At 62.8% G+C, this 23,833-nt stretch carries 24 protein-coding genes and 1 pseudogene; 5 read left to right on the top strand and 20 right to left on the bottom strand.

The genetic code is table 11. The features are described 5' to 3' along the window. Nucleotides 1-213: 213 nt before the first annotated feature. The 12 genes from BEN47_RS10610 to BEN47_RS10555 all read right to left on the bottom strand — a co-directional run bounded on the left by BEN47_RS10610 (nucleotide 214) and on the right by BEN47_RS10555 (nucleotide 9,415). Nucleotides 214-1,464 (bottom strand): serpin family protein, encoded by a 1,251-nt coding sequence (locus tag BEN47_RS10610; RefSeq protein ID WP_070728308.1) that lies wholly within the window; start codon nucleotides 1,462-1,464, stop codon nucleotides 214-216. Between the two features lie 142 nt (nucleotides 1,465-1,606). Further along, nucleotides 1,607-1,981, bottom strand: a complete 375-nt coding sequence (locus BEN47_RS10605) for a cupin domain-containing protein (RefSeq protein WP_070728305.1) — start codon at nucleotides 1,979-1,981, stop codon at nucleotides 1,607-1,609. A 122-nt stretch (nucleotides 1,982-2,103) separates the two neighbouring features. Then, the gene (locus tag BEN47_RS10600) at nucleotides 2,104-2,706 is read right to left on the bottom strand and encodes a hypothetical protein (RefSeq protein WP_070728301.1); all 603 of its coding nucleotides are present in this window, start codon (nucleotides 2,704-2,706) and stop codon (nucleotides 2,104-2,106) included. A 221-nt stretch (nucleotides 2,707-2,927) separates the two neighbouring features. Continuing rightward, a complete protein-coding gene (locus BEN47_RS10595; protein ID WP_239691563.1) occupies nucleotides 2,928-4,145 on the bottom strand; it encodes an MFS transporter in 1,218 nt (405 codons plus the stop codon). 91 nt (nucleotides 4,146-4,236) lie between these two features. Further along, nucleotides 4,237-4,608 carry a hypothetical protein gene (locus BEN47_RS10590; RefSeq protein ID WP_070728300.1) on the bottom strand — a complete coding sequence of 124 codons (372 nt, stop codon included), beginning with the start codon at nucleotides 4,606-4,608 and terminating at the stop codon, nucleotides 4,237-4,239. Between the two features lies 1 nt (nucleotide 4,609). Then, nucleotides 4,610-4,915, bottom strand: a complete 306-nt coding sequence (locus BEN47_RS10585) for a hypothetical protein (RefSeq protein ID WP_070728297.1) — start codon at nucleotides 4,913-4,915, stop codon at nucleotides 4,610-4,612. A gap of 142 nt (nucleotides 4,916-5,057) precedes the next feature. Beyond that, on the bottom strand, nucleotides 5,058-5,339 hold the full coding sequence (locus BEN47_RS10580) for a hypothetical protein (RefSeq protein ID WP_083322318.1): 282 nt from the start codon (nucleotides 5,337-5,339) through the stop codon (nucleotides 5,058-5,060). A 116-nt stretch (nucleotides 5,340-5,455) separates the two neighbouring features. Continuing rightward, a complete protein-coding gene (locus tag BEN47_RS10575) occupies nucleotides 5,456-6,139 on the bottom strand; it encodes an OmpH/Skp family outer membrane protein (protein ID WP_070728295.1) in 684 nt (227 codons plus the stop codon). 100 nt (nucleotides 6,140-6,239) lie between these two features. Continuing rightward, nucleotides 6,240-7,199: a succinylglutamate desuccinylase/aspartoacylase family protein gene (locus BEN47_RS10570; protein ID WP_070728292.1), complete on the bottom strand. Its 960-nt coding sequence runs from the start codon at nucleotides 7,197-7,199 to the stop codon at nucleotides 6,240-6,242. Nucleotides 7,200-7,411: 212 nt separating this feature from the next. Further along, nucleotides 7,412-8,365 carry a 30S ribosomal protein S6--L-glutamate ligase gene (rimK, locus tag BEN47_RS10565; protein ID WP_070728289.1) on the bottom strand — a complete coding sequence of 318 codons (954 nt, stop codon included), beginning with the start codon at nucleotides 8,363-8,365 and terminating at the stop codon, nucleotides 7,412-7,414. Between the two features lie 72 nt (nucleotides 8,366-8,437). Continuing rightward, nucleotides 8,438-8,914, bottom strand: coding sequence for an ATP-dependent zinc protease family protein (locus BEN47_RS10560; RefSeq protein WP_070728313.1), 477 nt, complete (start codon nucleotides 8,912-8,914; stop codon nucleotides 8,438-8,440). 186 nt (nucleotides 8,915-9,100) lie between these two features. Next, nucleotides 9,101-9,415 (bottom strand): 2TM domain-containing protein, encoded by a 315-nt coding sequence (locus tag BEN47_RS10555; protein WP_070728286.1) that lies wholly within the window; start codon nucleotides 9,413-9,415, stop codon nucleotides 9,101-9,103. Between the two features lie 215 nt (nucleotides 9,416-9,630). Between BEN47_RS10555 and BEN47_RS10550 the strand changes: the two genes are divergently transcribed. Next, nucleotides 9,631-10,173, top strand: coding sequence for an O-acetyl-ADP-ribose deacetylase (locus BEN47_RS10550; protein ID WP_070728283.1), 543 nt, complete (start codon nucleotides 9,631-9,633; stop codon nucleotides 10,171-10,173). Nucleotides 10,174-10,386: 213 nt separating this feature from the next. Here BEN47_RS10550 and BEN47_RS10545 read toward each other — a convergent pair whose 3' ends face one another. The 3 genes from BEN47_RS10545 to BEN47_RS10535 all read right to left on the bottom strand — a co-directional run bounded on the left by BEN47_RS10545 (nucleotide 10,387) and on the right by BEN47_RS10535 (nucleotide 16,590). Then, nucleotides 10,387-13,671: a beta strand repeat-containing protein gene (locus BEN47_RS10545; RefSeq protein WP_094123024.1), complete on the bottom strand. Its 3,285-nt coding sequence runs from the start codon at nucleotides 13,669-13,671 to the stop codon at nucleotides 10,387-10,389. 379 nt (nucleotides 13,672-14,050) lie between these two features. Continuing rightward, entirely contained in the window at nucleotides 14,051-14,932 is an 882-nt protein-coding gene (locus BEN47_RS10540; RefSeq protein ID WP_070728276.1) for a 4-hydroxy-3-methylbut-2-enyl diphosphate reductase, read from the bottom strand. Between the two features lie 308 nt (nucleotides 14,933-15,240). Further along, nucleotides 15,241-16,590, bottom strand: coding sequence for an IS701 family transposase (locus BEN47_RS10535; protein WP_204378306.1), 1,350 nt, complete (start codon nucleotides 16,588-16,590; stop codon nucleotides 15,241-15,243). A gap of 133 nt (nucleotides 16,591-16,723) precedes the next feature. Here BEN47_RS10535 and BEN47_RS10530 point away from each other — a divergent pair, with 133 nt between their 5' ends. After that, entirely contained in the window at nucleotides 16,724-16,921 is a 198-nt protein-coding gene (locus BEN47_RS10530) for a GldL-related protein (RefSeq protein WP_070728273.1), read from the top strand. Nucleotides 16,922-16,924: 3 nt separating this feature from the next. Here BEN47_RS10530 and cmk read toward each other — a convergent pair whose 3' ends face one another. From cmk to BEN47_RS21445, 3 genes are all read right to left on the bottom strand, one after another. Continuing rightward, nucleotides 16,925-17,614 (bottom strand): (d)CMP kinase, encoded by a 690-nt coding sequence (gene cmk, locus BEN47_RS10525; protein WP_070728269.1) that lies wholly within the window; start codon nucleotides 17,612-17,614, stop codon nucleotides 16,925-16,927. 31 nt (nucleotides 17,615-17,645) lie between these two features. Next, entirely contained in the window at nucleotides 17,646-18,050 is a 405-nt protein-coding gene (locus tag BEN47_RS10520) for a hypothetical protein (protein WP_070728266.1), read from the bottom strand. 339 nt (nucleotides 18,051-18,389) lie between these two features. Next, nucleotides 18,390-18,551: a hypothetical protein gene (locus tag BEN47_RS21445; RefSeq protein ID WP_158010178.1), complete on the bottom strand. Its 162-nt coding sequence runs from the start codon at nucleotides 18,549-18,551 to the stop codon at nucleotides 18,390-18,392. A gap of 77 nt (nucleotides 18,552-18,628) precedes the next feature. Here BEN47_RS21445 and ade point away from each other — a divergent pair, with 77 nt between their 5' ends. Further along, nucleotides 18,629-20,290 (top strand): adenine deaminase, encoded by a 1,662-nt coding sequence (gene ade / locus BEN47_RS10515; RefSeq protein WP_070728261.1) that lies wholly within the window; start codon nucleotides 18,629-18,631, stop codon nucleotides 20,288-20,290. Between the two features lie 125 nt (nucleotides 20,291-20,415). Then, complete coding sequence (locus BEN47_RS10510) at nucleotides 20,416-20,979, top strand: hypothetical protein (protein WP_193427139.1); 564 nt, start codon at nucleotides 20,416-20,418, stop codon at nucleotides 20,977-20,979. 31 nt (nucleotides 20,980-21,010) lie between these two features. Here BEN47_RS10510 and BEN47_RS10505 read toward each other — a convergent pair whose 3' ends face one another. Then, nucleotides 21,011-21,409, bottom strand: a complete 399-nt coding sequence (locus BEN47_RS10505; protein WP_070728258.1) for a response regulator — start codon at nucleotides 21,407-21,409, stop codon at nucleotides 21,011-21,013. Between the two features lie 73 nt (nucleotides 21,410-21,482). Then, nucleotides 21,483-22,457: pseudogene (locus tag BEN47_RS10500) on the bottom strand (PLP-dependent cysteine synthase family protein); the annotation flags it as partial. A gap of 288 nt (nucleotides 22,458-22,745) precedes the next feature. Here BEN47_RS10500 and sucD point away from each other — a divergent pair. Next, nucleotides 22,746-23,627 carry a succinate--CoA ligase subunit alpha gene (sucD, locus tag BEN47_RS10495; RefSeq protein ID WP_035564051.1) on the top strand — a complete coding sequence of 294 codons (882 nt, stop codon included), beginning with the start codon at nucleotides 22,746-22,748 and terminating at the stop codon, nucleotides 23,625-23,627. Nucleotides 23,628-23,833: the final 206 nt, after the last annotated feature.

Below are 23,833 nucleotides of genomic sequence, written 5' to 3'. Positions count from 1 at the left end.
CCAGTGCGGGCCTGCTGCATCTGGCAAAGCTACCGAAAGGGAGTAGCAACTAAAGTCTTGCCCTAAAGGGCATAGCTTTAACTAGCGTGCTTGAAAAGTAAAACCGCACATGGTTCTGGTAGCTTAGCCGGCCTTTTCAACCAAAAAGCCCCTGCCAGCGGCATAGCGGCAAGGGCTTTCGTAAAAAGCCAGAGTAGCAACCTTGTTCTTTTCCTACGGGTTGGTGAGCTGCCCCATAAACAGAATGGCCTTGGACTCCTTCTCGCGAATGAGGAACAGGAAAGGCCGGTCGACCTGCACCACAGGCGGCAGCGACGTTTTGATGATGCCTATCGACGTCACGGCCGCGGCTTCGGTGCCTTCCTCGTTCACGTCCAGGTACGTTTTGTGCTTGACGCTGCTGATGGACAGCCCGCCCGAACCACCCGCCAGCATGCGGCTGAAATCGGCTTGATTTGAGAAGGCCACGCCCATGCCCAGCTGCGTGAGGACGTCGTTGAGTTCCTTTTCGTACTCAAGCCGGAACTTGGGCAGGCGCAGCTCCAGCGTGGTGGTATCGGCCGCGGCCAGCCAGGTGGTAAGCTGAGCTTGGGTGAGGCGGCCAGCTACCTCGCTCAGAGTGGCATTGCCCTGGGGCACCACCAGGGTCATGCTAAAGTGGCGGTTGCCGTAGGGCAGGTCAATGAGCTGCTGCCGGGCATCGGCGTAGTGCCGGTACTTGCCCTTGGCAAGGCGCATCATATCCACGGTACGGGTTTGGCCGTTTTCGAGGGTGAAGGGCGCCGGGCGCGTCTGCTGCGGGTCGAAGCGGTAGGTCCAGCTGCCCTTGAAGTAGAGGGCATTGACCAAATACAGGACATCGTTGGCCTGGGTCTGCTCCACGATGCTGGCAATCTTGCCCTGGGTTTTGGTATTCACCCAATTATTAATGGCGTCCTTGGCCGTGGGCAAGGCGAAGTTGAGGCCCTGCACCGTGGCCCCGAAGGACGCCTGGTTTTGCTGCACAAACGGCGCGGCCAGCTGGTACTGGTGCCCGTGCCAGATGGAGTTGGCCGCAGTGAAATTTACTTTGTTGTCGATGCCCGTGAGCAGCTCAAACAGCGACCTGAACGAGTCGTTGGTTTCCGCATCGGTTTGCGGCGTGAAGCCCAGCGTCTGCCTCATGTCGGCTTTGGTGCTGCCGTCGGCCCCGTTGTAGGCCATGGTGAGTGCGGCCGAAATACTGAGCGGCGACACGCACATGTTTTCCGCCGCCGCGGCCCCACTCCGAAGCTTGGCAAACGCCCGAAACGCAAAAGCGTTGGAGCTGGACACGGTGCTTTTCTCGGCGGACGTAAGCGGCCGCATCGGCACTACGGGCGCCTCGGGCACAGCGTCCGTATTTTTTTGGCAGGAGCCCAACAGCAAGGAGCCCGCCGCTACGCAGAGCAGCACCGACCGATACAAGGCAAACGACAAGGACATAACAAACAGAATTAGGGTGAGAAATGCGAAAAGGCCGCCCCGGGCGGGGCCACCAGCTTCCTGACCGGTGGCCCGCCCGAAGGTTGCAGCATCCATTTCGCACGCCGCTGCAAGCCCGCGGCGGCGCCCTTTTCTGCTGCTCCTAGCCGCGCTTCAGGCCCAGGCGCTCCACGGTTTCGCCCTCAAAGTCGAACTCGATGAGAATGGCCGGCTCCTCGCCCACTACCCAGCCGTCGTGGGCCGGCGCGATGGCCACGGCCTGCGGAGCCACAAACTTCTCAACAGTGCCGTCGGCGTACTGAATATCGAACTCGCCGCTGGCCAGGAAACCCACGTGCGCGTGCATGCAAAGCGGCGTGCCCACTATTTCCTTCATGTTGCTGGACCAGCGGAACCCCCGCGGGTACACAATGCGCTTGACGCGGGCGTTGCCGGTTTGCACCACGTCGACAATTACCCCACCGACTTCGCGGCGCGTGGCGCCCTTCAGCGGGCCCAGAAGTGTGTTTGTATCCATGCCCTAACTTACTGATTTTATTCGTTTCAGGTTGTTTCGCAACGCAAAGTGTCAGGGCCCGACAAACTACGACGGCCACCCGGCGCGCTGCCGCCAAGCGCCGCCTTGCGCTACACGCCGGGCTATTGCTTCGCCGGGGGCGCGGCCACTACCTGGGTGTTGGCCGGCAGGGGGATTTCGCGGGATGTTTCGAAGGCACCGGGCTCGGTGGCGGTTTCCTCTACCCGGCGCTGCACCACGCGCAGGCGGTTGCCATCCACGTTAAGCACGGCCAGGTCGGAGCTGGTGCCCGAGGCGGCGTGGTAGCTGCGGAACCCCAGGAGCATGCCCCTGGGAAAACCGGCCAGTTTGGCCTTAGCCGCGTCCACTACATCGGGCTGGCCGGCAAATTTGCCCAGGTCGATGTCCATGGCCTTGGCGCCTTGCAGCAGCAGGTGGGCGCTGGTTTTGGGGTGAGCCGGGTCGTCAGGATTAGGGTCGGGCTTGAAAGAGAAGGAAAGCCGCAGGATACCGAGCTCCTTCGGGGACGGGATGGCCGCGGGGGCAGCTGCATTATCGGCAGGTGGCGCGGTGGCAGCGGCCATGGCCGAATCGAGCCGGGCAGTATCGGCCGGGACTACCGCATCCGGTGCGGCAGCCGTGGGCGCGGACGTAACGGGGGCGGTCTGGTTGCAACCAGCCAGTACCAGCACAGCCGCGAACAGGAGTAAACACAGGAGTTTCATGAGTGAAAATACTGAAGAAGCCAATGGTAATTCCTTGCGGGAAGGGCAAGCAGCCGACCTTATTTAATTACGAAGCCATTTAGAAAGTTAAAAAGCCTGTCATCCTGAGCTTGCGGAGGACCTTATCGCGTCTGCAGCCGCTGGGATTAGACTTGCTGACGTCGGGAGCCGTGATAAGGTCTTCGCAAGCTCAGGATGACAGGGCCTATTCAAATAGCTGCTCAACTGCTACTGATTCTGGCGCGGGCCGCCTGGGTAGCCAGCAGGCCCAGCACGGGGCCGGGCACCAACAGCAAAAACAGGTAGCGCGCCTCCACCTGGCCCTGCAGCGCCGCAAAGGCCTGCAGGCTGACGATGGTAAGCGCAAACCCCAGGCAGGTAACGAGCGTGAGCGCCGTGCCCGTAGCCGTGGCTGGCGCCCGCTGCGCCACCACGGCCGAGAACTGCGGCGAATCGGCCACCACGGCCATGCCCCAGACCAACACCACCGCGCCAAACGCCGGCCGCGGCAACGCCAGCAGCAGCGGGCTCAGCAGGCAGCAGGCCCCGGATATGGCCAGTGCCCCCCGGGCCGTGCCCAGGCTGCCCCAGCGCTGCGCCAGGTAGCCGCCCAGCACGCAGGCCGGCGCCCCGGCCGCAATCAGCCCAAAGGCCCAGCCCGGACCAAACGCGCCACTTTCGGGGTGCAGCTGCGCGTGCGTGGCCAACAGCAGCGGCACAAACGCCCAAAACGTGTACAGCTCCCACATGTGCCCAAAGTAGCCCAGCGCCGCCCGCCGAAACGGCCCCTCCCGAAACACGGCCCAGGCCGCGCGCAGCTGCAGCCGCGCGCCCGGCCGGCGAAACGGGCCATTGGGCACCAGCAGCCACAGCAGCAGTCCCCCCGCCAGGGCCAGCCCCGAGGTGGTGAGCACCACGGCTTTCCAGGACAGGTCGGCTGCGAGCAGGCGCAGCAGGTGGGGCAGCGCGGTGCCCAGCACCAACGCCCCAACCAGGTACCCCAGCGCCCGCCCCAGGCCGTTTTCGTAGTAGTCGGCAGCTATTTTCATTCCTACCGGGTAAATGCCGGCCAGGCACAGGCCGGTAGCGAAGCGGAGCCCCAGCACCAGGGCGGGCGTGGGCTCCGGCAGCAGCAGCGCGGCATTGGTGAGGCTGCCCGCTACCGCGCACCACAGAAAGAGGCGGGCCGGCGCCACTTTATCGGCCAGCTGCAGCAAGCCAAAAACCAGCGTCCCCACGATAAAACCAAGCTGCACCGCCGACACCACCGCACCCAGCGACGTGCCCGCCAGCCGGACTTCGCGCAGCAAATCGGGCAGCACGGCATTGCCGGCAAACCAGAGGGAAGTGCACGCAAACTGCGCAAACACAACGGTGGGCAGTATCCAGCGGGGCCGTTGGTAGGCAGTAGCGGAAGAAAGAATGGATACAGTAGACAACGCAGAATTATTCGGAACGAAAGCGCCCCAAACGTACGCCGAAAGCGCCGATACCCTATTTTACGTTCCTTCAACCGCCTTCTTTTCCGGGCTAGCCGCCCGGGCGGTTTAGCCAGTGCCGAAAAGCCAGCGTGCCCACTGCGTAGGCCACTACGTCCCACGGGTCGGCCACGGCAGTGGCGCATACGTACGGCAGCAGTCCCTCAAACCAGACCGAGGCATACGCCCACGCCGCCAGCAGCCAGGAATCGGGCAGCACAAATGTGCGGGAGCGCATCACCAGGCGCCGTTGCGCGGCCAGGGCCACGCTCAGTATCACGGGCATGCCGGCCGTATCGGCCAGGTAGCTGGTGAGCAGCTCGGGCAGGGGCCACTGCAGCACGTGCCGGTTGAGCTGATAGGCGCCATACAAGGCCGCGGCGGCCACAAACAGGGGCTGGCGAAACTCCGGCCACTGCTTCATGCTAGCCCGCCACGGCCGCTACCAGCCACAGGATAAACGTCATGATAGCAGCGAAAGCCAGCTGCCCGCCCCGAACAATGGTCTTGAAAAAGCGCATTACCGGGCTATCCGTAGGCTTTATCTCCATCAGAATCACCGACGAGGTTTTTTGATTGGCCAGGGCTTCGCGCGCGATGGCGCTTTCCAGCGCCCGCGGGTCGAGGAGCGCGCCGCAGTGCTCGCAACGGTCGTCGGGCCGTTGCTGCCACGCCGACCACTGCTGGCAGGCAGGGCACTTTTTGGAAGCAAATAAGGGGGAATCCGACATGTGGTAAAGAGTGCGGCGCAGAGGCGCTTTTCGTAGCCAAGCCGCAACCGATGCGGCCCTTGGTACCACCCAAAGGTCAGAAAAAAAGCCCCGCCGATGCACGGCGAGGCTTTTGGTAATCTGATTGCAACCAGGCGCCGGCTTATCGGCGCCGGCCGTAGTGCCCCCGGTGGCCATGGTAGGCCCGGGGCGGCGCATAGTAGCGACGGGGCGCGTAGTATGGCGCTGGCACCACCACGGGCCGGGGCGGAGCGGCATACACCACCGCAGGCCGCGGAGGCGCATAGTAGCGCGGCGCGTAATGTACCCGCCGCGGAGCATGGTAGCCGGCGCGTATTACCACCTGCGCGCTGGCCGGGCTACTGGCTACCAGCTGGCCGGCAAAGAGCAGGGCCACGAGCAACAGAAACGAGCGAGTCTTCATAGTTGAAATGGTTTTAAGTGGAATCCTGAGGGTTGCGCTGCATTTGACGCAGCGCAGCAGCCCAGGTTTAACCCACTTCAACTATTTCGGCAATCACCCGCGGGTTGCTCGGTCAGTTACTTCCGGTACTCGGCGTTCAGGTAGGCCAGCACCGGCGTGGTGATGTCGAGGTCCTTCTGGCCGTAGGCAATGGTGCCGCTGGGGGCCGCAATCAGAATCAGTTTGTAGCCGTTGGCTTTGCCATAGGCTTCCACCTTCTTGTTCACGCTTTCGAGCACCTTTTGGGTCAGCTTGGCTTCTTCCTCCTGGGCCTGGGCCTGGAGTTGCTGCTGCTTTTGGCCCACTTGCTGCTGCTGCTCCTGCAATTTCTGCTCGGTGGCAGCACGCTGCTCGGCCGAGAGGGTCGGGGCTTGCTTCTGGTAGGCTTCCACGGCGGCTTTGAAGTCGGTCAGCATGGATTGGTTCTGGCGCTCCCAGCCGCGGGCTTTGCCCTCAAAGGCTTTGCGGGCGTCTTTCATGCCCTGGTAGCCGTCCAGCATTTTGCTCGACTCCACGTAAGCAATCTTGCCGTCGGCGCTGGTGGTGGGAGCGGTGGTAGCAGCAGCCAGCGCGGGGGTTTCGGTCGCTTCAGCGGCGGCAGTGGTATCGGCCGTGCTCAGGTTGGGCGAGGCCATCACGGCCATGGATTTATCGGTGGCAATGGCGGGGGCAACCACCCGATTGCTGAAATGCAGGAAATACAAAACGGCCACCGCCAGCAGCAGCGCAATGTTAATGGTTAATTGAATCGGGTTTTTCATTGACAAAGAAGATGAGGAAAGGACAAAAGTAAGGGAATAGCGTGCGCTTAACGGCACGCCTCGAACTTCAATTTTCGTCCCGGTGGCTGCCCCGCCCTCCTTACTCCGGCACCGCTATGTGCAGCAGCGCATCGCCCTGGTTCACCACCGGCATGTGGTTGAGGCCGATGACGTAGCCACTCACCGGCGACTCCAGCCGCACGGCCTGCTGCCCGTAGGGGTCGGCCACGGAGCCGTATATCTGACCCTTCTTAATGAATTGCCCGTTCTCAACCAGGGCCCGAAACAGGCCCGCAAACCGGGCCCGCAGCCACGTATGGCGCCGGCACACAATGCCGGGCCGGCTGGGCACGGGCGCCGCCGGCCCCATGCCAAGGTGGTGCATCACGCGCAGGGTACCCGCCAGCGCTTCCTCAATGCCGGGCTCGTCGAGGCGCAGGCTTTCGCCGGTTTCGTACACGATGATGCGCTTGCCCAGGCCCTGCGCCGCCTCGCGCAGGGAGCCGGGCCGCAGGGCGGAGTGCACCGTGAAAGGCGCCGCAAAGGCCGCCGCCAAGGCATCCACCAGCGGGTCGACGCCGAGCTGGCAGCGCACCTGCGGGAAGTTGGCCCGCGCGGCCCCACCGGTATGGAAATCGATGCCGTAGTCAATCAGGGGCATGATTTCGCGCATGAAGCGGTGAGCCACGCGCCCGGCCAACGACCCGCGCGGAAACCCCGGAAACGAGCGGTTCACGTCCTTGCCGTCGGGCACGTCGCGGCTGAAATTCAGGAACCCGTAGATGTTGAGGATGGGAACGGCGATGACGCTGCCCCGCAGCGGCATCAGCAACTCGCGCCGCACCAGCCGCCGAATGGTTTCGATTCCGTTCACCTCGTCGCCGTGCATGCCGGCCATGAGCAACAGCGTGGGGCCGGGCTCGGTGGCGCGCAGCACATGTACCGGCACGTCAATCACCGTGCCCGAGGGCAGCTTGGAAATCACCAGCCGCGTGAGCACCTGCTCGCCGGGCTGAATGACGAGGCCATTGAGGTGAAACGGCGGTGCAGGGGCAAGCATAAGCAACTGTAAGAATGGCAAACTCCCCTCCTTTTTTAAGGAGGGGACGCTTACGCAAAACGTAAGCTGGGGTGGTAAAGTCGTTGAACGACACCCGAACAACGGCCGAATAATGTACCCTCTCATCGTTCGCCCATCGTGCAACGAGGGGCACCACCCCCGTCCGGGCCGTTGGCCCGAACATCTCATCCTTAAAAAAGGAGGGGAGCGGGCTAGGTGCCGGCCGGCACATCCGACTGCGCATCCACGGCGCGACCGGTGGCTTTCTTGGGTTTGGGCTTGGCTTTTTCTGCCCCCCCCAGCATGGCAGTGTACTCAATAATGCGGCCGGCAATGTCCTGATTGGTGGCTTTTTCGATGCCCTCCAGGCCCGGCGACGAGTTTACCTCCAAAACCAGCGGCCCGCGCAGGCTCTGTAGCATGTCGACGCCGGCCACGGCCAGGCCCAGGGCTTTGGTGGCGAGCAGGGCGGCGGCTTTCTCGGCCCGGCTTAGCTTCACCAGCGTGCCGGTGCCGCCGCGGTGCAGGTTCGAGCGGAACTCGCCCTCCTTGCCCTGGCGCTTCATGGCACCCACCACTTCCCCATCCACCACAAAGGCGCGGAGGTCGGCCCCTTTGCTTTCGGCAATGAATTCCTGCACAATGATACGGGCCTTGAGGTTGTGGAACGCCTCAATCACCGACTGGGCCGCTTTGGCCGACTCGGCCAGCACCACGCCCAGGCCCTGCGTACCTTCCAGCAGCTTGATGATGACCGGGGCGCCGCCCACCTGATTTATCATGGCCGGCACATCGGCCGAGAAGTTGGTAAACGCGGTTTTGGGCATTCCCACGCCGGCGCGGCTCAGTATCTGCATCGAGCGCAGCTTGTCGCGTGAGCGCACAATGGCCTGGCTGTCCACGGCGGTGTGCACCTTCATCATCTCAAACTGCCGCACCACGGCCGTGCCGTAGAACGTGACCGAGGCGCCAATGCGCGGAATGATGGCGTCGATGTCTTCGAGCCGCTCGCCCTGGTAAATAATGCCGGGCTGGCCCTTTTCCAGCACCAGGTTGCAGTGCAGGTGGTCGAGCACCACGGCTTCGTGGCCCTGTGCCAGGGCAGCCTCCACCAGCCGTTTGGTGGAGTATGATTTCGGCTCACGCGAGAGAATGGCCAGTTTCACGGGTTGGCAACGGGTTGGTGGATGGAAAGAATAGGGCGGGGTTCCGAACAGCAAACTACGGCACAAAAGGGGTCAGCGCCGGGCACGGCGGGCGGCCGAGCGGGCCATGGCTTTGTAGGAAAGGTTGCGTTTGGCCACGTCCACCGCAAAGCGGCCCTGCTGCAACAGGCTGCGGCCCAGCAGTACGGGGTATTTCATATCGGACCGGTCGGAGAGGGAAAAGTCGACTTCAAAATTCTCACCATACAACTGCACCACCGCCCGAATAACGTACCGTTCCTGCACCTCGCCGTTCGACGAGCGAATGTCGCGCAGGGCAAATTCGGTAAAGGCCAGCGGCCGGCCGTCGGCGCCTTCATGGCCGGGGTCGAGCAGTTCAACCACCAGCAGGGGCTGGCCCTGGCCGTTGGTTTCGAGGTGAATGTTAGTGCAGTGAATGGCGCTGGTGTAGGCCCCGGTGTCGACTTTGGCCTCCACGCCGCCCAGCGCAAAGGCCGGGAAATCAACCAACTCGCGGCGGCCGAGCAGGCGCTTGGGGGGTCGGTTCATGCGGTGAATATAGGAGGTGGGAGTGATGCAAACCTGCATAACCCACCGCGCTGCCTTGGCCACCCAAACCAAGCCGGCCGAACCCGTCGGGCTCGCGGATATCTCCGCAGGCAATTTAGATTTGGCCGGAGCAGAAAAAAGGAAGGATTCATCATAATGGAGCGCCGGCTAAACGCCCGGCACTGTCTAGCGGTAGCGGTCGAGCGGGTCGGTCTGCGCGCGGACGAGGCGGGCGTACTCGCGCTGCGTGCGCTGCTCGTAGGTGAAGCCGCCGTAGGCCACGATGCCGCGCTTAATCAGGCCCAGGCCCCAGAAGAAGGTCACCCACAGCGGCCAGGGTACTTCGGTGCGGAAAGGCCGGCCCGAATGGTGGGGCTCTATGAAAGCCCAGATAAGCCACAGCGTCGCGTTCACGAACAGAAACGAGAGCAGGTTCGCCTGAAACTTGGCGCGGGCTTTGGCTTTTTGCCACAGGTCGGGGTCGCGTTGCAGGGGTTCCATGTGCTTGATGTTGAAGTTGGTTGGATTTGATGATTTAAAGGTAGCCAGTTGGCGAACCCGGCCGCAAACGACTGTTGCCGAACGGTCGGAAAAGGCTCCCCAAGCACCGAAAGCGGGAGCTGAACCGCCATGCCGCCACGCCCATATCCGATGCTGGGACCGACACCCAAGGCCTGAATCGCTGACCTTCGCTATCCATTACAACCCGCTTCTTCATGCCTGCTCCTCCCCTTTCTACCCGCGTCCAGCTTGTGCAGGGCGACATCACCCGCCAGCCAGTGGCGGCCATTGTGAACGCCGCCAATTCCAGCCTGCTCGGTGGCGGCGAGGTCGACGGGGCCATTCACCGCGCCGGCGGGCCTAAGATTTTGGAGGAATGTCGATTTCTGCGCGCCCGGAAATACCCTTCCGGCCTCCCGCCCGGGCAGGCTGTAGCCACAACCGGCGGAAACCTACCAGCAGCTTTCGTCATTCAAACCGCCGGTCCAGTGTGGCACGGCGGTAATCAGCACGAAGCCGAAGAACTGGCTCAATGTTATCAAAGCTGCCTGAAAATCGCGACGGCGCGGGAATTTGAAAGCGTCGCCTTCCCCGGCATCAGCACCGGCATCTACGGCTATCCCAAACCAGCCGCCGCCGCCCTAGTCGTACGCGAGGTGCGGCAGTGGCTGGCGGCCCACGCGTGGCCGCAGACGGTGACGTTCGTGGTGTTTGATGAGGAGAGCCAGAGGTTGTACGAGCGGAAGTTGAAGCCCTGATATCTCGAAGCAAGCTGGCCTACGCAAGCAGCAGGAAGATTCCAGAAAACCTTCCTCATTATAGCCTGGATATCTGCTATTTGACTGGGTCTGCGCACGCAGAAAAGCTCAGCTATTTTCCATAAAAAATGCTCCGACCAACTGACCGGAGCATTTTTTGTGCGCTTCCCTGTCTGCCTATATCACTGTAGGACAAACCTGGCAGCAAGGCGGCTATTGCTTCACGACGCGGCGCGAATCGAGGCCGCCTTCGGTTTTGGCGCGCAGGACGTAAATGCCCGCAGGCAGCTGCGTCAGGTCGACCACCTGCTTCGTTGTGCCCGACGCGGCTGGTACCGTGTTCGAAAACACCGTCTGGCCCAGGGCATTGAGCACGGTCAGCTCCACGGCTTTGTGGTAGCCGGCAAGCTCCACGGTGAGCAGCCCATTGGGCGTCGGGTTAGGATACACGCTCAACGTGCTGCCGGCCAAGGGCTTCGCAATGGAGGTAACCACGAGCGAGGCCGAGGGCAGCGAGGTGCAGCCGTTGGCGTTGGTGGTGGTCACGGTGTAGGAGCCGAGCTGGGCGGGCGCACCGTTGACGACGTAGGTCTGGCCCGTGGCACCGGCGATGGCCGTGCCGTTGAGGGAGAACTGGTTGCCCGTGGCCGCGCTCGAGGTGAGCGTGGTCGTCGTGCCGTTGTAAGCCGCCGACAAGGTCGGAGTGGCCGGACGCGGATTCACCGTGAAGGTGGCCGTGGCCGTGGCCGCCGCGCAGCCGTTGGCCGCCGCTACCGTGTTGGTCACGGTGTAGGTGCCCGCGGTCGACGTAGCCGGGTTCACCTCCCCGGTCGTGGCGTTAAGCGTCAGGCCCGTGGTCGAGCTGAACGTGCCCGCCGTAGCGCTAGCGGCGAGCGTGGGCGACACCAGGGCCGTTGAGCCCGCGCAGGCCCCCGCGGTGGGGTAGCTGAACGTGGCCACCGGCGCGGCCGTGATGGTTACGCTGGTCGTGGCCGTGGTAGCGGCGCAGCCGTTGGCGGCGGCCACCGTATTGGTGACGGTGTAGGTGCCCGGCGTACTGCTCGACAGGGTAATGTCGCCCGTCGTGGCGTTCAGGCCAAGGCCCGTGGTGGACGAGAACGCGCCCGCCGTGGACCCCGTGCCCAACACAACGGCCGGGTTCGTCGGGCCGCTCACGCAGTAGGTCGAGGTGGGGCCGTAGGAGAAGGCGGCCACCAGCGCGGCCGTGATGGTCACGCTCGTCGTCGCCGTAACCGGAGCGCAGCCGTTGGCTGCGGCAATCGTGTTGGTCACAGTATAAGTACCTGGAGTAGACGACGACAGCGTGATGGCGCCGGTCGTGGCGTTAATCGTCAGGCCCGTAGTCGAGCTGAACGTGCCAGCCGTGGCCCCCGTGCCCAGCACGACCGCCGGAGCCGTGGTGCCGCTTACGCAGTAAGTCGAAGTCGTGCCGTAGCTGAACGTAGCAATCGGCGCAGCCGTGATGGCCACCGTGGCCGTCGAGGATACCGCAGCGCAGCCGTTGGCGGCGGGCACCGTGTTGGTTACGGTGTACGTGCCCTGCGTGCTGGTGCTCGCCGTGATGGCCCCCGTCGTGGCATCGAGCGTCAGGCCCGCAGTCGAGGTGAACGTGCCCGCCGTGGCCCCCGTCGCCAGCGTGGGCGAAACGGCCGTGGCATTCGAGGTGCAATACGAAGCGCTGGCATAGCTGAAGCCCGCCTTCGGCAGCGCCGTAATGGTCACGCTCTGCGAGGCCGACGAGGGGCAGCTGCCGCCCACGCTGTAAGTCACGCTATAGGTGCCGGGCGTGGAAGCCGCCAGGTCGATGGTGCCCGTGGAGGCGGTGATGGTCAGGCCGGTGGTCGAGGAGAACGTGCCGCCCGCCGTGCCCGTCACCGTCGGCGTGGGGTTGGTGCCGTTCTGGCAAAAGGGCGAGCCGCTGTAGGCGAACGTGGCCGTGCTCTGCGGGTTGACCGTGACGGCCACGGGGGCCGAGGTGGCCGCGCAGCCGGCGGCGCTGGTCACCGCCACGGTGTACGAGCCGCCGGCCGTGGCCGTGAGCGTGTTCGTGGCCGAGGCCGGGCCCTGGCTCGTCGTCCCGTTGAAGAACTGGTAGGTGGCCCCCGCCGTCGGCGCGGCGGTCAGCACCACCGAGCCGCCCTGGCAGAAGGTGGTGGGCCCGCCGGCCGTGAGCGTGGCCGCCGGCAGGGCGTTGATGGTGAAGGGGGCCGTGGCCGACACAGCCGGGCAGCCGCCGCCGGCCGGCACTGTGTTGGTCACGGTGTAGGTGCCCGGCGTCGAGGTCGAGGGCGTGACAGCCCCCGTCGTGGCATCGAGCGTCAGGCCCGTGGTCGAGGTGAACGTGCCCGCCGTGGCCCCCGTCGCCAGCGTGGGCGAAACCGTGCCCGTGTTCGAGGTGCAGGTGTTGGCCGTACTGGCGTAGCTGAAGTCCGCCTTCGGCAGCGCCGTGATGGTCACGCTCTGCGTACTGCTACAGGTAGAGGAAACCGTGTAGGTCACGGTGTAGGTACCGGGCGTGGAGGCCACTAAGTTGATGGTGCCCGTGGAGGCGGTGATGGCCAGGCCCGTGGTCGAGGAGAACACGCCGCCCGTCGTGCCCGTCACCGTCGGCGTGGGGTTGGTGCCGTTCTGGCAAAAGGGCGAGCCGCTGTAGGAGAAAGCAGCGTTGCAAGCGTTGCTCGCGCCGGCCGTGATAGAGAAATCGTCGATGGCCAGGCCATCGTCGGAGCCCGCCGCGTCAAAATCAGAGAACCGAATGTAGAAGGTAGCGCCGGGCGTAATCGACAAACCGGTGATGATGCCAGTAACCGTGGTGCGGTTGGCGGGGTCGTTGCCGTCGTAGCCCGTGCTCGTGGTATTGGAGTTTACCGGCCCGGTGTAGTCCAGCGCGTCCGCGTCCGTGTAGGTGCCCGCCGAGAGCGACGTAGCGGTGGTGCTGTACTGAAAATCCAGCCGGTCGGCCCGCGCAGTGGTCGTGCTGGCCAAGCGGTACACTTCGCCGGTATAGCTCACCGTGACGCTGTTTACTGCCGCTCCCGTGTTATTGGTGAAGGCAAAGCCGAACTGCGGCACCAACGAGCCGCTGCGAATGCTGCCGAACGCCCGGTCGGTGGTGGCCGATGTGCCGAAGCCGAAGCTGTAGGTATCGCCGGCGCTGGGGGCGCTGGTGGCCGTAACGGTTACGGCCGTGTACGTGTCGTTGGCACCGGTGCCCGTGCCGGCGTTGGTTTCCACAAACCCGAAGCCGGCCGGCACCGCCGAGCTGGTGCCCGTCGAGGCCAGGGTATTGAAATCCTGCGTGTAGGCCGTATTGCCCAGGCTAATGGGCGTAATCGTGGTGGGAGTCTGCACCTGCGCCCACGCAAAGGCGGGCAACAGCAACAGCAGTAAAGCCAGCAGCCGGGCTGGCGGGGTCGCGAAGCGGGAAAGCTGGCGGGCGGCTCTGGTATTTGGAAGGGCAGGTATGGGTGTTCGCATGACCGTTTGGGTGAGATGAATGGATGAATGGAGAGAAGTAAAGCGGAAAGAAAGGGCGGGAAAATGATAAGAAGATGATGCCCGGCAAATCTACCGCTGCCCAAACCCAAAGCCGCACAGCCATGCGACTTGGCAGCAACTCATCAGCCACAAACTATGTAATTATAAAAAGTGCGCGGGGCAGCGTACTGAAAACAGCGGTGGGGTCGATGGGACAGCATCCTGCCGTCTGAGTTTAAGCCCTCCGGAAAAAGAAAATAGCAGCGAACCCATGTCCGCTGCTATTTTCTGCACAAGAAGTCCACAAGTCCGCAGGAGCCGAAAAAACACTCCCCAAGTCTGTTAGCCAGCCGCTGCCAGCCGGCCATACTCGCACCGCCTACGCCAGCGCACCCACGCCTTCAATGCGCTGGGCCACCTGCTGCATCAGCCAGAGCGGCGTGCTGGTGGCACCGCAAATCCCCACCGTGTGCGCCCCCACCAGCCACTCTGCTTCCACCTCGGTCTCGTTCTCGATGAAGTAGCTGCGCGGGTTGATGGCATTCACCACTGAAAACAGGGCTTTGCCGTTGGAGCTTTTGCGGCCGCTCACAAAAAGCACCACATCGTACTCGGTGGCAAATTTGGCCAGCGCGGGCTCGCGGTTGCTCACCTGCCGGCAAATGCTGTCGTTGGCATCAAAGCTGTCGAGCTGGCCGCCGGCGGCCGTGATGCGGGCTTCCATCAGGGCCTTCATCTTGTAGAAGCCGGCCGTGCTTTTGGTGGTTTGGCTGAACAAGGTAACGGGGCAGGCAAAGTCAATCTGGTCGAGGTCGGCTTCGTTCATCACAATGATGGCGCGGTTACCGGTCTGGCCCGCGAGGCCGGCTACTTCGGCGTGGCCGGGCTGGCCATAAATAACAATCTGGCCGTCCTGGCGCTGGCTCAGGTCGAAGGCGTGCTTCACGCGGTTCTGCAGCTTGAGCACCACCGGGCAGCTGGCGTCAATCAGTTCCAGGTTGTTTTTCAGGGCCAGCTGGTAGGTTTCGGGCGGTTCGCCATGGGCCCGAATGAGGACTTTGGTGTCGTGCAGCTCGGCCAGCTGTTCGCGGTCGATGATGCGCAGGCCCCGCTGGTGCAAGCGCTCCACCTCCATGCGGTTGTGTACGATGTCGCCCAGGCAATACAGCTGCTGGCCCTGCGCCAGCTCGTCTTCGGCCATCTGAATGGCGAATTCTACGCCGAAGCAGTAGCCGGAATTCTTATCTATCGTGACGTTCATGCTGAGAGTCTAACACCGCGCGGGCCCCTGGGGTTCGCCGGGGCAAAGGTACGGCCTGGGCCGTGGCGCCCTCCGCAAATGTTGGCCCAACTTTGGGGTTCCGGCCCTGCAGCTGGCGCGCGTCTGCGACGCGCTGCCGATTGGTGCCGAGCCTGCGGCTCGCTGGCGAACGACTCGCAGGTAGGCCGGCCAAACCGCTTCACCCGAGCCCCAGGCTCGACGCCAGGAGGTCACGCGTCGCAAACGCGCGCCAGCCCGGAATCCGCACCAGCCCGGAAAATTGCATTATAATTAGCTTGACTTTAGCCCTACGCAGCCCATGCCAGGGCCTCTTGCCAGATGTGGAGCTGGTGGCGTGGAATTTTGAGCAGGACGGTGTCCTTGGGCGAGTTGTCAAAAATCGTTTCGGCCCACAAATAGCGGCGTACGGCCGCCAGTGCGTCACTAAAGCTCGGCGCCTGCTTCTGATACCAGGCGCAGGCCTGAGCCCGTAACAAGCCCCGGGCGTGCAGGCGGTTGGCCAGCAACGTGACGAGCGAAAACAGGCCCAGCAGCACGGGCGTGGTGCGGGCGATGGCCCGCTCGCTCCACTGGCGTTGGGTTTCCACGCCCAGGTGGGCGCGCACCTGGGCGAAGGTCACTTCCAGGGCCCAGCGCTGGGCGTAGGTGGTCACGATGGTGGCCGCTTCCAGGGCCAGGTCCGTGCTCAACAACGCCTGCAGCGTTGCCAGCGGCTCACCGGCCGGGCGCACCAGCACCCAGCGAATGGGCACGACCGTGCCAGCCGAGTACCACAGGGCCGTGCCCGTGGCCAGCGCCACCGTTCGGGTCTGCCCCCGGGCATCGACGGGCAGCGTGAGCGTCTGCCAGCCGGTGCTGGCCGCGGCCGCCACCTGGGCCAGGCCGGGCAGGCGTGCGCCCTTGACCCGGGTGCGCCCCCGCTGGCCCGCCACCCGCTCCGGGACCGGTGCATACAGGGCCGCGTCCAGGCGCAGGCGCGTGAGCCAGCTGGCGTGGGCGCGCGTCGCGGCCAGCAGCGTGAGCACGCGTAGCCGCTGTCGCCCAAGCAAATGAGCTGGCGGCCGGGCAACCAGCGGGCCAGTTGGCAGACCGCTTGCCGGGCCCAGTCCGTGACTTTTTTTATGGCGGCGGCCCTGCGCCTTCGCCCAGCCGGCGGAGGGGGCCAGTAACGTGAGCACGGGCAAGGCCCAGACCCGCGCGGCCCAGGGCAGAGGCGTAAGCAGACAAACGCTGAGCCAGCGCAGGCCGCTGCACTTGACCAGGTGGGAATCGCTGCTGCGCACGGCATCGCGGTAGATGCCGCGGGCGGCGATGCGCGGCCCCCAGCGGCGCTCCAGCGTTTCGTCCAGCCCGAAAACGAGCGGGCCGGCGGGCAAAAACGTGTCCACGAGCTGGCCCAGCAGCTGGCGGCTGGCGGCGCGGGCGCTCCACTTGGCCCGGCTCAGTACCCGGTGGTACTTGTGCCAGGCCGGCTGCTGGCCCAGGCCCACGATGCGCAGCACCGACGTGATGGTGCGTTTACCCGGGGCTAGGATGGCCCCGAGCAGCAAGAGCTGCACGTGAGCGAAGACGCGGCAGCAAAAGTGGCCGGAATAGGGTATTATTACGGCTTGAAACTCGCGGGGGAAGGTGGGCATAGCAGCACGGTGTCGTTACCCAAAGCTAAGCCTGCCCCACCCGGCGGGTTTCTTTTTTGTCCCTACCCAACCTCCAAAAGGCTAAAGTCAAGATTAGCAAAAAACCGCATCTTGACCCCTGATTCTGCCCCTTATGAAAATCAAACACGCCGTTATCTTCCTGCTCCTGGGCATATTGACTGCCCTTGTTGGTGCTTTGTTCAAAATCGAACATTGGGCCGGTGCCGATGTCCTGCTTCTAAGCTCAATAGCCCTCACTGTCGCGGGTTTCGTGCTGCTGGCTGTAAAGCTGCTGACGCGCCCAGACGCAAAACGGTTCCTGAATTCCTAGCCGCTACGCCTGCGGCGTAAACAGCGCGGCCGATACCCGTTCCAGCACAAAATCCACCTGCTCTTCAATCACAAGGTGCGTGGTGTCGAGCAGCACGGCGTCGGCGGCGCGGCGCAGGGGGCTTTCGGTGCGGGTCGAGTCGAGGTGGTCGCGCTTGCGGAGGTTTTCAATAATGTCGTCGAGGGCGACCTGCTCGCCGTTCTGGGCCAGCTCTACTTGCCGGCGCTCGGCGCGCACCACCACATCGGCGGTCATAAACACCTTCACTTCGGCGTCCGGAAACACGGTGGTGCCAATGTCGCGGCCGTCCATCACCACGCCGCGCTTGCGGCCCATGCGCTGCTGCTGGGCCACCATGGCGTGCCGCACCATGGGAATGACCGATACTTCGCTCACCGAGTTGGAAATCACCATCTGGCGGATGTCGTCTTCGCGGTTTGCGCCGTCGAGGAACACCTCGTTGCGGCCCGTGCGGCGGTTGCGGCGGAAGCTGATTTGCAGGGTGTGCAGGGCCTGCTCCACGCCGGCCAAATCCTCAAAGGAAATGTGGTGCTCCAGCAAGTACAGCGTCACGGCGCGGTACATGGCGCCGGTGTCCACGTAAGCGTAATGCAGGGCCGCGGCTACGGCCTTAGCAGTCGTGCTTTTTCCGCACGAGGAGTAACCATCAATGGCGATAACGAGTTGTTTCATAACGACGCGGGCGGCCATTGGCCCCGCAAGATTACGAAATCCAAGCCTTACGCGCGGCGGGTGGCGTCTTTAAGCGAGTGGGCACCGAAGCAAAAAAGGCCGCTACTGACGCGCTTTCTCCCTCATTCAGTTGCGCATTGACTAAATGGAAGGGGTTAAAAAAATAGTTTCCGGCCAGCCCCACGCCCGTGGTACCGTCGCGGCCGGTGCCCCATTCGCCCCGGTACACCTGCACCAGGCACTGCCCCAGAAAGCACCCCATGGCCATCACCACGCCTTCGCGCTCGGCGGCGGGCAGCTTGCCTCGCTGGGCCTCAATAAAGTTGGCTAAATGAGCCACGGCTTCGGCATCGAAGGCCTTAAGCTTTAGCTGTACCCGCACCTGTTCGGCAGCGGCTAGAATGGAAGCGAGAGGTGCGGAAGTTTCGTCGGCCATTGTAAATTATAATAATTGCAAGGGTGCCGTAGTGGCTGAAACCACCGGCTGTAAGCGTTGAAGCTGTTTAGAAAGTCGTTGAATGTAATGAGAACGTCATGCTGAGCGGAGCCGAAGCATCTCTACCGCTTCGTTGGATTACTAATGCTACGAAGCGGTAGAGATGCTTCGACAAGCTCAGCATGACGTTCTTTTGACTTTCTAAACAGCTTCATTGAGTGTTGCGAGCAAAGGCCCGATTTTCTTAGGTTTCAGCCAGCGGCCGGCCGCAGCTCCTGTAATATTGCCCCCACCCAGCGGCGGCTTGCAGCTTGTAACTTGTAACTCCCCCCCCCCAGCCTACCGGTCACAGGGACAGGGCTCGGCTTTGCCGCGGCCGTGTTTCTTGTACCAACTGGTTTTCTTTTGCTGCGTGGTGCGGCGGGCGCAGCTGCTCAGGGTGCTGGCCCCCAGGCTGAGCACCAGAACCAGCAACAGCAGAAACGACAGGGACTTCCTCATGGCAGGTATTTTACTCAAAGTTAAGGTTCTTTGCGGGCTGAGCCGATAGGCTTGCTCCCCCATCCTTTGCTTTTCGCATGACTCCCACCAATTTTTCTCTCCTCGCCAACGTCGTCGACGTTTTTGCTCGTTCCATTCAGCCCGCCGTTATTTCCGTGGAGGCGGGCCGCATCGTCAGCATTGCCCCTACCAGCGAGGCCGAGCCCGACCCGACCTTGCCTTACGTCCTGCCGGGCTTCGTGGACGCCCACGTGCACGTGGAAAGCTCCCTGCTGGTGCCCACCGAGTTTGCCCGCCTGGCCGTGACGCACGGCACGGTGGCCACCGTATCAGACCCGCACGAAATCGGCAACGTGCTGGGCGTGGCCGGCGTGGAATTCATGCTGGAAAACGCCAGCCACTCGCCGTTCAACTTCTGCTTTGGGGCCCCCAGCTGCGTACCGGCCACGCCATTTGAAACCGCCGGGGCCGAAATCACGGCTGCCGACATCGCCAAACTCTTTGAGAATCCCAAAATCGGCTACCTGGCCGAGGTGATGAACTGGCCCGGCGTGCTACACCGCGACAGCGACGTAATGGCCAAAATTGCCATTGCGCAAGCCGCCGGCCGCCCCGTAGACGGCCACGCCCCCGGCCTGCGCGGCCACGACGCGGCCCACTACGCCAGCGCCGGCATCAGCACCGACCACGAGTGCTTCACGGCAGCCGAAGCGCGCGACAAGCTGGCCGTGGGCATGAAAATCCTCATCCGCGAAGGCTCGGCCGCCCGCAATTTCGACGCCCTGATTGAGTTGCTGCCCGAGCACTACGCCAACCTGATGTTCTGCTCCGACGACAAGCACCCCGACACGCTGGTGCTGGGCCACATCAACCAGCTGGTACAGCGCGCCGTGGCCCTCGGGGCCGACGTGTTTCAGGTGCTGCGCGTGGCCTGCATCAACCCTGTGAAGCACTACAACCTGCCCGTGGGCCTGCTCGAAGTGGGCGACGCGGCCGACTTTATCGTGGTCAGGGACTTGCAGAATTTCGATGTTTTGCAAACCTACCTAAGCGGGGTACTGGTAGCCGAAAACGGCCAGTCGCTGCTGCCGGCCGTTCCCATTGCGGTGGTCAACAACTTCCACGCCCAGCCCGTGCGGGCCGAGGACTTCCAACTGCCCGCCCCGCACGGCGAGCAGCCGGTGCTGCGCGTTATCGAGTGCTTCGATGGCCAGCTCATCACCGCCCGGGTAGACTTGCCAGCCCGCGTAGCGAGCGGCCTTGTAGTACCCGATGTGGCGGCAGACGTGCTCAAGCTGGCCGTTATCAACCGCTACCAGCCGCACGTGGCGCCGGCCGTGGCGTTTATCCGGGGCTTTGGGCTCCGGCACGGGGCGCTGGCCAGCAGCGTGGGCCACGACTCGCACAACATCACGGCCGTGGGCTGCGACGACGCCAGTCTGGCGCGAGCTGTCAACCTGGTGATTGCGGCCAAGGGCGGACTGGCCGCCGTGGGCCCCGATGGCCAGGAAATACTCGTGCCGCTGCCCGTAGCCGGGCTCATGTCGGACCAGGATGGGCAGCTGGTAGCTCAGGACTATGCGGCGGTTGATGGGCTGGCCAAGCAGCTGGGCTCGCCCCTGGGGGCTCCTTTTATGACCCTCTCCTTCATGGCACTGCTGGTAATTCCCAGCCTAAAGCTGAGCGACAAAGGGTTGTTTGACGGGCAGCAATTCGCGTTCGTGGACGCGGTTGAATAGGCCTTTTTTTCCTATTTCTGCGGTTAAAAGGCAATTTCCACCGGTTGCTCTACGTAACAGGTTTCCGGCGGTGCCGGTACCGGCACCCATTTTAGGGGCGGCAGTGCTCCGTATTACCCGACATTATGTTTTTGTTAACTCTGCTTCATCAACGCCACTTTAGTAGCCGCACGCTTCGGGGGGCGGCAGTAGCATTGCTGCTGGCCGGAGGCTTCATCCCCGCACCGGCGCGAGCTCAGAAGTACCGCACGGCGGCCGGCATCCGCGCAGGCGGTGGCGCTTACGGCCTCACCATCCAGCAGCTGGTGCTGCCCAAAACCACGCTGGAAGGCTTGGCCGTGCTTTCCCCGCGCGAGCGCAGCGCCACGGTGCTGGCCGAGCGGCACTTTGGCATCCTGGGGCCCAGCCTCAACTACTACGTTGGCGCGGGGGTACACGTGGGCTCGCACAAGGACGATGGCAGCTTCTGGGGCTTCGACGGGATAGTGGGCGCCGAGTACAAAATCCCCTTTGCCCGCGTCGTGCTCGCCGTCGATTTCAAGCCCACCATAGAATTCAGGTCCGCCGACTGGAACCGCTTCCCCACGGCGTTTTCGGTGCGCTACATCCTTGTAAAGCAGAAAAGCGAAGGCGTTAGAGGGCTGTTTGACAAGATTAAGACCAAAATAAAAGGCCCCAACTCGGATTGAGTCGGGGCCTTTTAGCTGGAAGTATGGCTGCCTACTGAAACCGCTTTTCGAGCAGCTTGCGCATCTTTTCTTCGGTCAGCGGCTTGGTGAGGTATTCTACGTTGGGGTATTGGGCCACGCGGGCCGTGTCGGCGCCGTGCATGGAGGTGGTGAGCACGGCCATCACCGTCTTGTCCTGCACGGGCTGGGGCAGGGCATTGTAGAGCTCCAAGAACTCGAAGCCGGAGATACCGGGCATCTTCAGGTCCACAAAAACCAGGTCGGGCGCGGGGCTGCCAGTGTCTCCCCACAGCTTCTCAAACGCCTCGTCGGCGCGCGAAAAGGTGCTTACCTGGTCGGCAACGGCCAGGCGGCCCAACAGCCGATTGTTGAGAAAGCTGGTGGTTTCGTTGTCGTCAACGAGTACGATATGGTTCAAATTCGCGGACATCTATAGAGGTTAATTTCTAGCTTTTACGAAGATACCAGTCCGGACGCACTCCTGCAATCGTGGCGGTTTATTACAACCAGCCCTGGGCGCGCATCCAGTCGTCGTTGTAGATTTTGCCGAGGTAGCGGGTGCCGTGGTCGGGCAGCACAATCACCATGGTGTCGTCTTCTTTGAGGTGCTCGCGGGCGTATTCGAGGGCGCCGAATACAGCTGATCCGCACGACCAGCCCACAAACAGGCCTTCTTCCCGGGCCAGGCGGCGCGTCATGAGGGCGGCGTCCTGGTCGGTCACTTTAATGAACAGATCAATCTGGTCGAAGTCCACGTTCTTGGGCAGAATGTCTTCGCCGATGCCTTCGGTCTTGTAGGGATAAATTTCGTTCTCGTCGAAAATGCCCGTCTCCTTGTATTTCTTGAATACCGAGCCGTAGGTATCGAGGCCCACCGTGACGATAGCCGGGTTCTGCTCCTTCAGATACTTGCTGGCGCCGCTGATGGTACCGCCAGTGCCCACGCCGCAGGCGTAGTGCGTGATTTTACCTTCGGTGCCATTCCAGATTTCCGGGCCGGTGCTCTCGTAGTGAGCAGCCGCGTTCGAGAGGTTATCGTACTGGTTGGGGTAGTAGGAATTGGGCGTTTCCTGACTCAGGCGGCGCGCCACGGAGTAGTAGCTGCGCGGGTCCTCGGGGGCCACGTCCACGGGGCACACCACCACTTCGGCGCCCACGGCGCGCAGGATGTCCTGCTTTTCCTTGCTCTGCTTGTCGCTCATCACAAACACCGTTTTGTAGCCTTTGGCAATGGCGGCCAGCGCCAGGCCCATGCCGGTGTTGCCGCTGGTGCCCTCAATGATGGTGCCGCCGGGCTGGATGAGGCCGGCCTTTTCGGCGTCCTCAAGCATGCGAACGGCCATCCGGTCTTTCACCGAGTTGCCGGGGTTGAAGTACTCTACCTTGGCCAGAATGGTGCCTTTGATGCCGTCGGTTACCTTATTGAGCTTGACGAGGGGCGTGTGACCAACGGCCTCGATAACGTGATTGAAATACATTGAAACGTATTTGGGGTTGCTTTTGAAATAGAAGGCAAAGGTAAGGGGTAGCGCGCCGGGGAGGAATTATCTGTCATCCTCAATCTGGCGTTCGCGGAGCGCAGGACCTTCTCACAGCAGAAGAATTTATGGTAATTCAACCGGCGCGGGCGCGATAAGGTCCTTCGCTTCGTTCAGGATGACAAACGCTGGCCTTGCCCTTGCCCTAAAAAGCCCTACTTTTGCACCACTGTTGCCCAGCCGGGCCACCCTCTCCTACTCCATCAATACCCCCAAAAACACCTCCGAATGAGCGTTCTGGTTAATAAAAACTCCAAGGTTATCGTGCAGGGCTTCACGGGCTCCGAAGGTTCGTTCCATGCCCAGCAAATGATGGACTACGGCACCAACGTGGTAGGCGGCGTGACGCCCGGCAAAGGCGGCTCCGAGCACCTCGGCCGTCCCGTGTTCAACACCGTGGCCGAAGCCGTGGAGAAGGCCGGTGCCGACACCAGCATCATTTTCGTGCCGCCGGCTTTCGCCGCCGACGCCATCATGGAAGCTGCCGACGCGGGCATCAAGGTGATTATCACCATCACCGAAGGCATTCCTACCAAGGACATGATTGCCGTGAAGCACTACCTCAAGGACCGCAAGGGCGTGACCATGATTGGGCCAAACTGCCCCGGCGTGATGACCGCCGGCGAGTGCAAAGTGGGCATCATGCCCGGCTTCATCTTCACCAAAGGCAAAATCGGCATCGTATCCAAGTCGGGCACGCTGACCTATGAAGCGGTGGACCAGCTCACCAAAGCCGGCCTGGGCCAGACCACGGCCATCGGCATCGGCGGCGACCCCATCATCGGCACCACCACCAAGGAGGCGGTAGAGCTGCTGATGAACGACCCCGAGACCGAAGGCATCGTGATGATAGGCGAAATCGGCGGCGGCATGGAAGCCGAAGCCGCGCGTTGGATTAAGGAAACCGGCAACAAAAAGCCCGTGGTGGGCTTCATCGCCGGCCAGACGGCCCCTCCCGGCCGCCGCATGGGCCACGCCGGTGCCATCGTAGGCGGCGCCGATGACACGGCTGCCGCTAAAATGGCCATCATGCGCGAGTGCGGCATCCACGTCGTGGATTCGCCCGCTGAGATTGGCGACACCATGCTGCGCGTGCTGGGCGGGAAGTAATTATTGCTTTCGCATTTGACACTAAAAGGGCCTCTGCTTGCGCAGAGGCCCTTTTTTTATTCATATTAAATACTCGTGCAGATAAGAGTATACTGAACTCAGAACGGTCATGCTGAGCTTGTCGAAGCATCTCTACCGCGCAAGTAATTCATTTTACTATTGCGGTAGAGATGCTTCGACAAGCTCAGCATGACCGTCTTTTTCAC

Source organism: Hymenobacter lapidarius (assembly GCF_001816145.1).
Classification (GTDB): domain Bacteria; phylum Bacteroidota; class Bacteroidia; order Cytophagales; family Hymenobacteraceae; genus Hymenobacter; species Hymenobacter lapidarius.
This window is presented reverse-complemented; position numbering and strand designations above follow the sequence as displayed.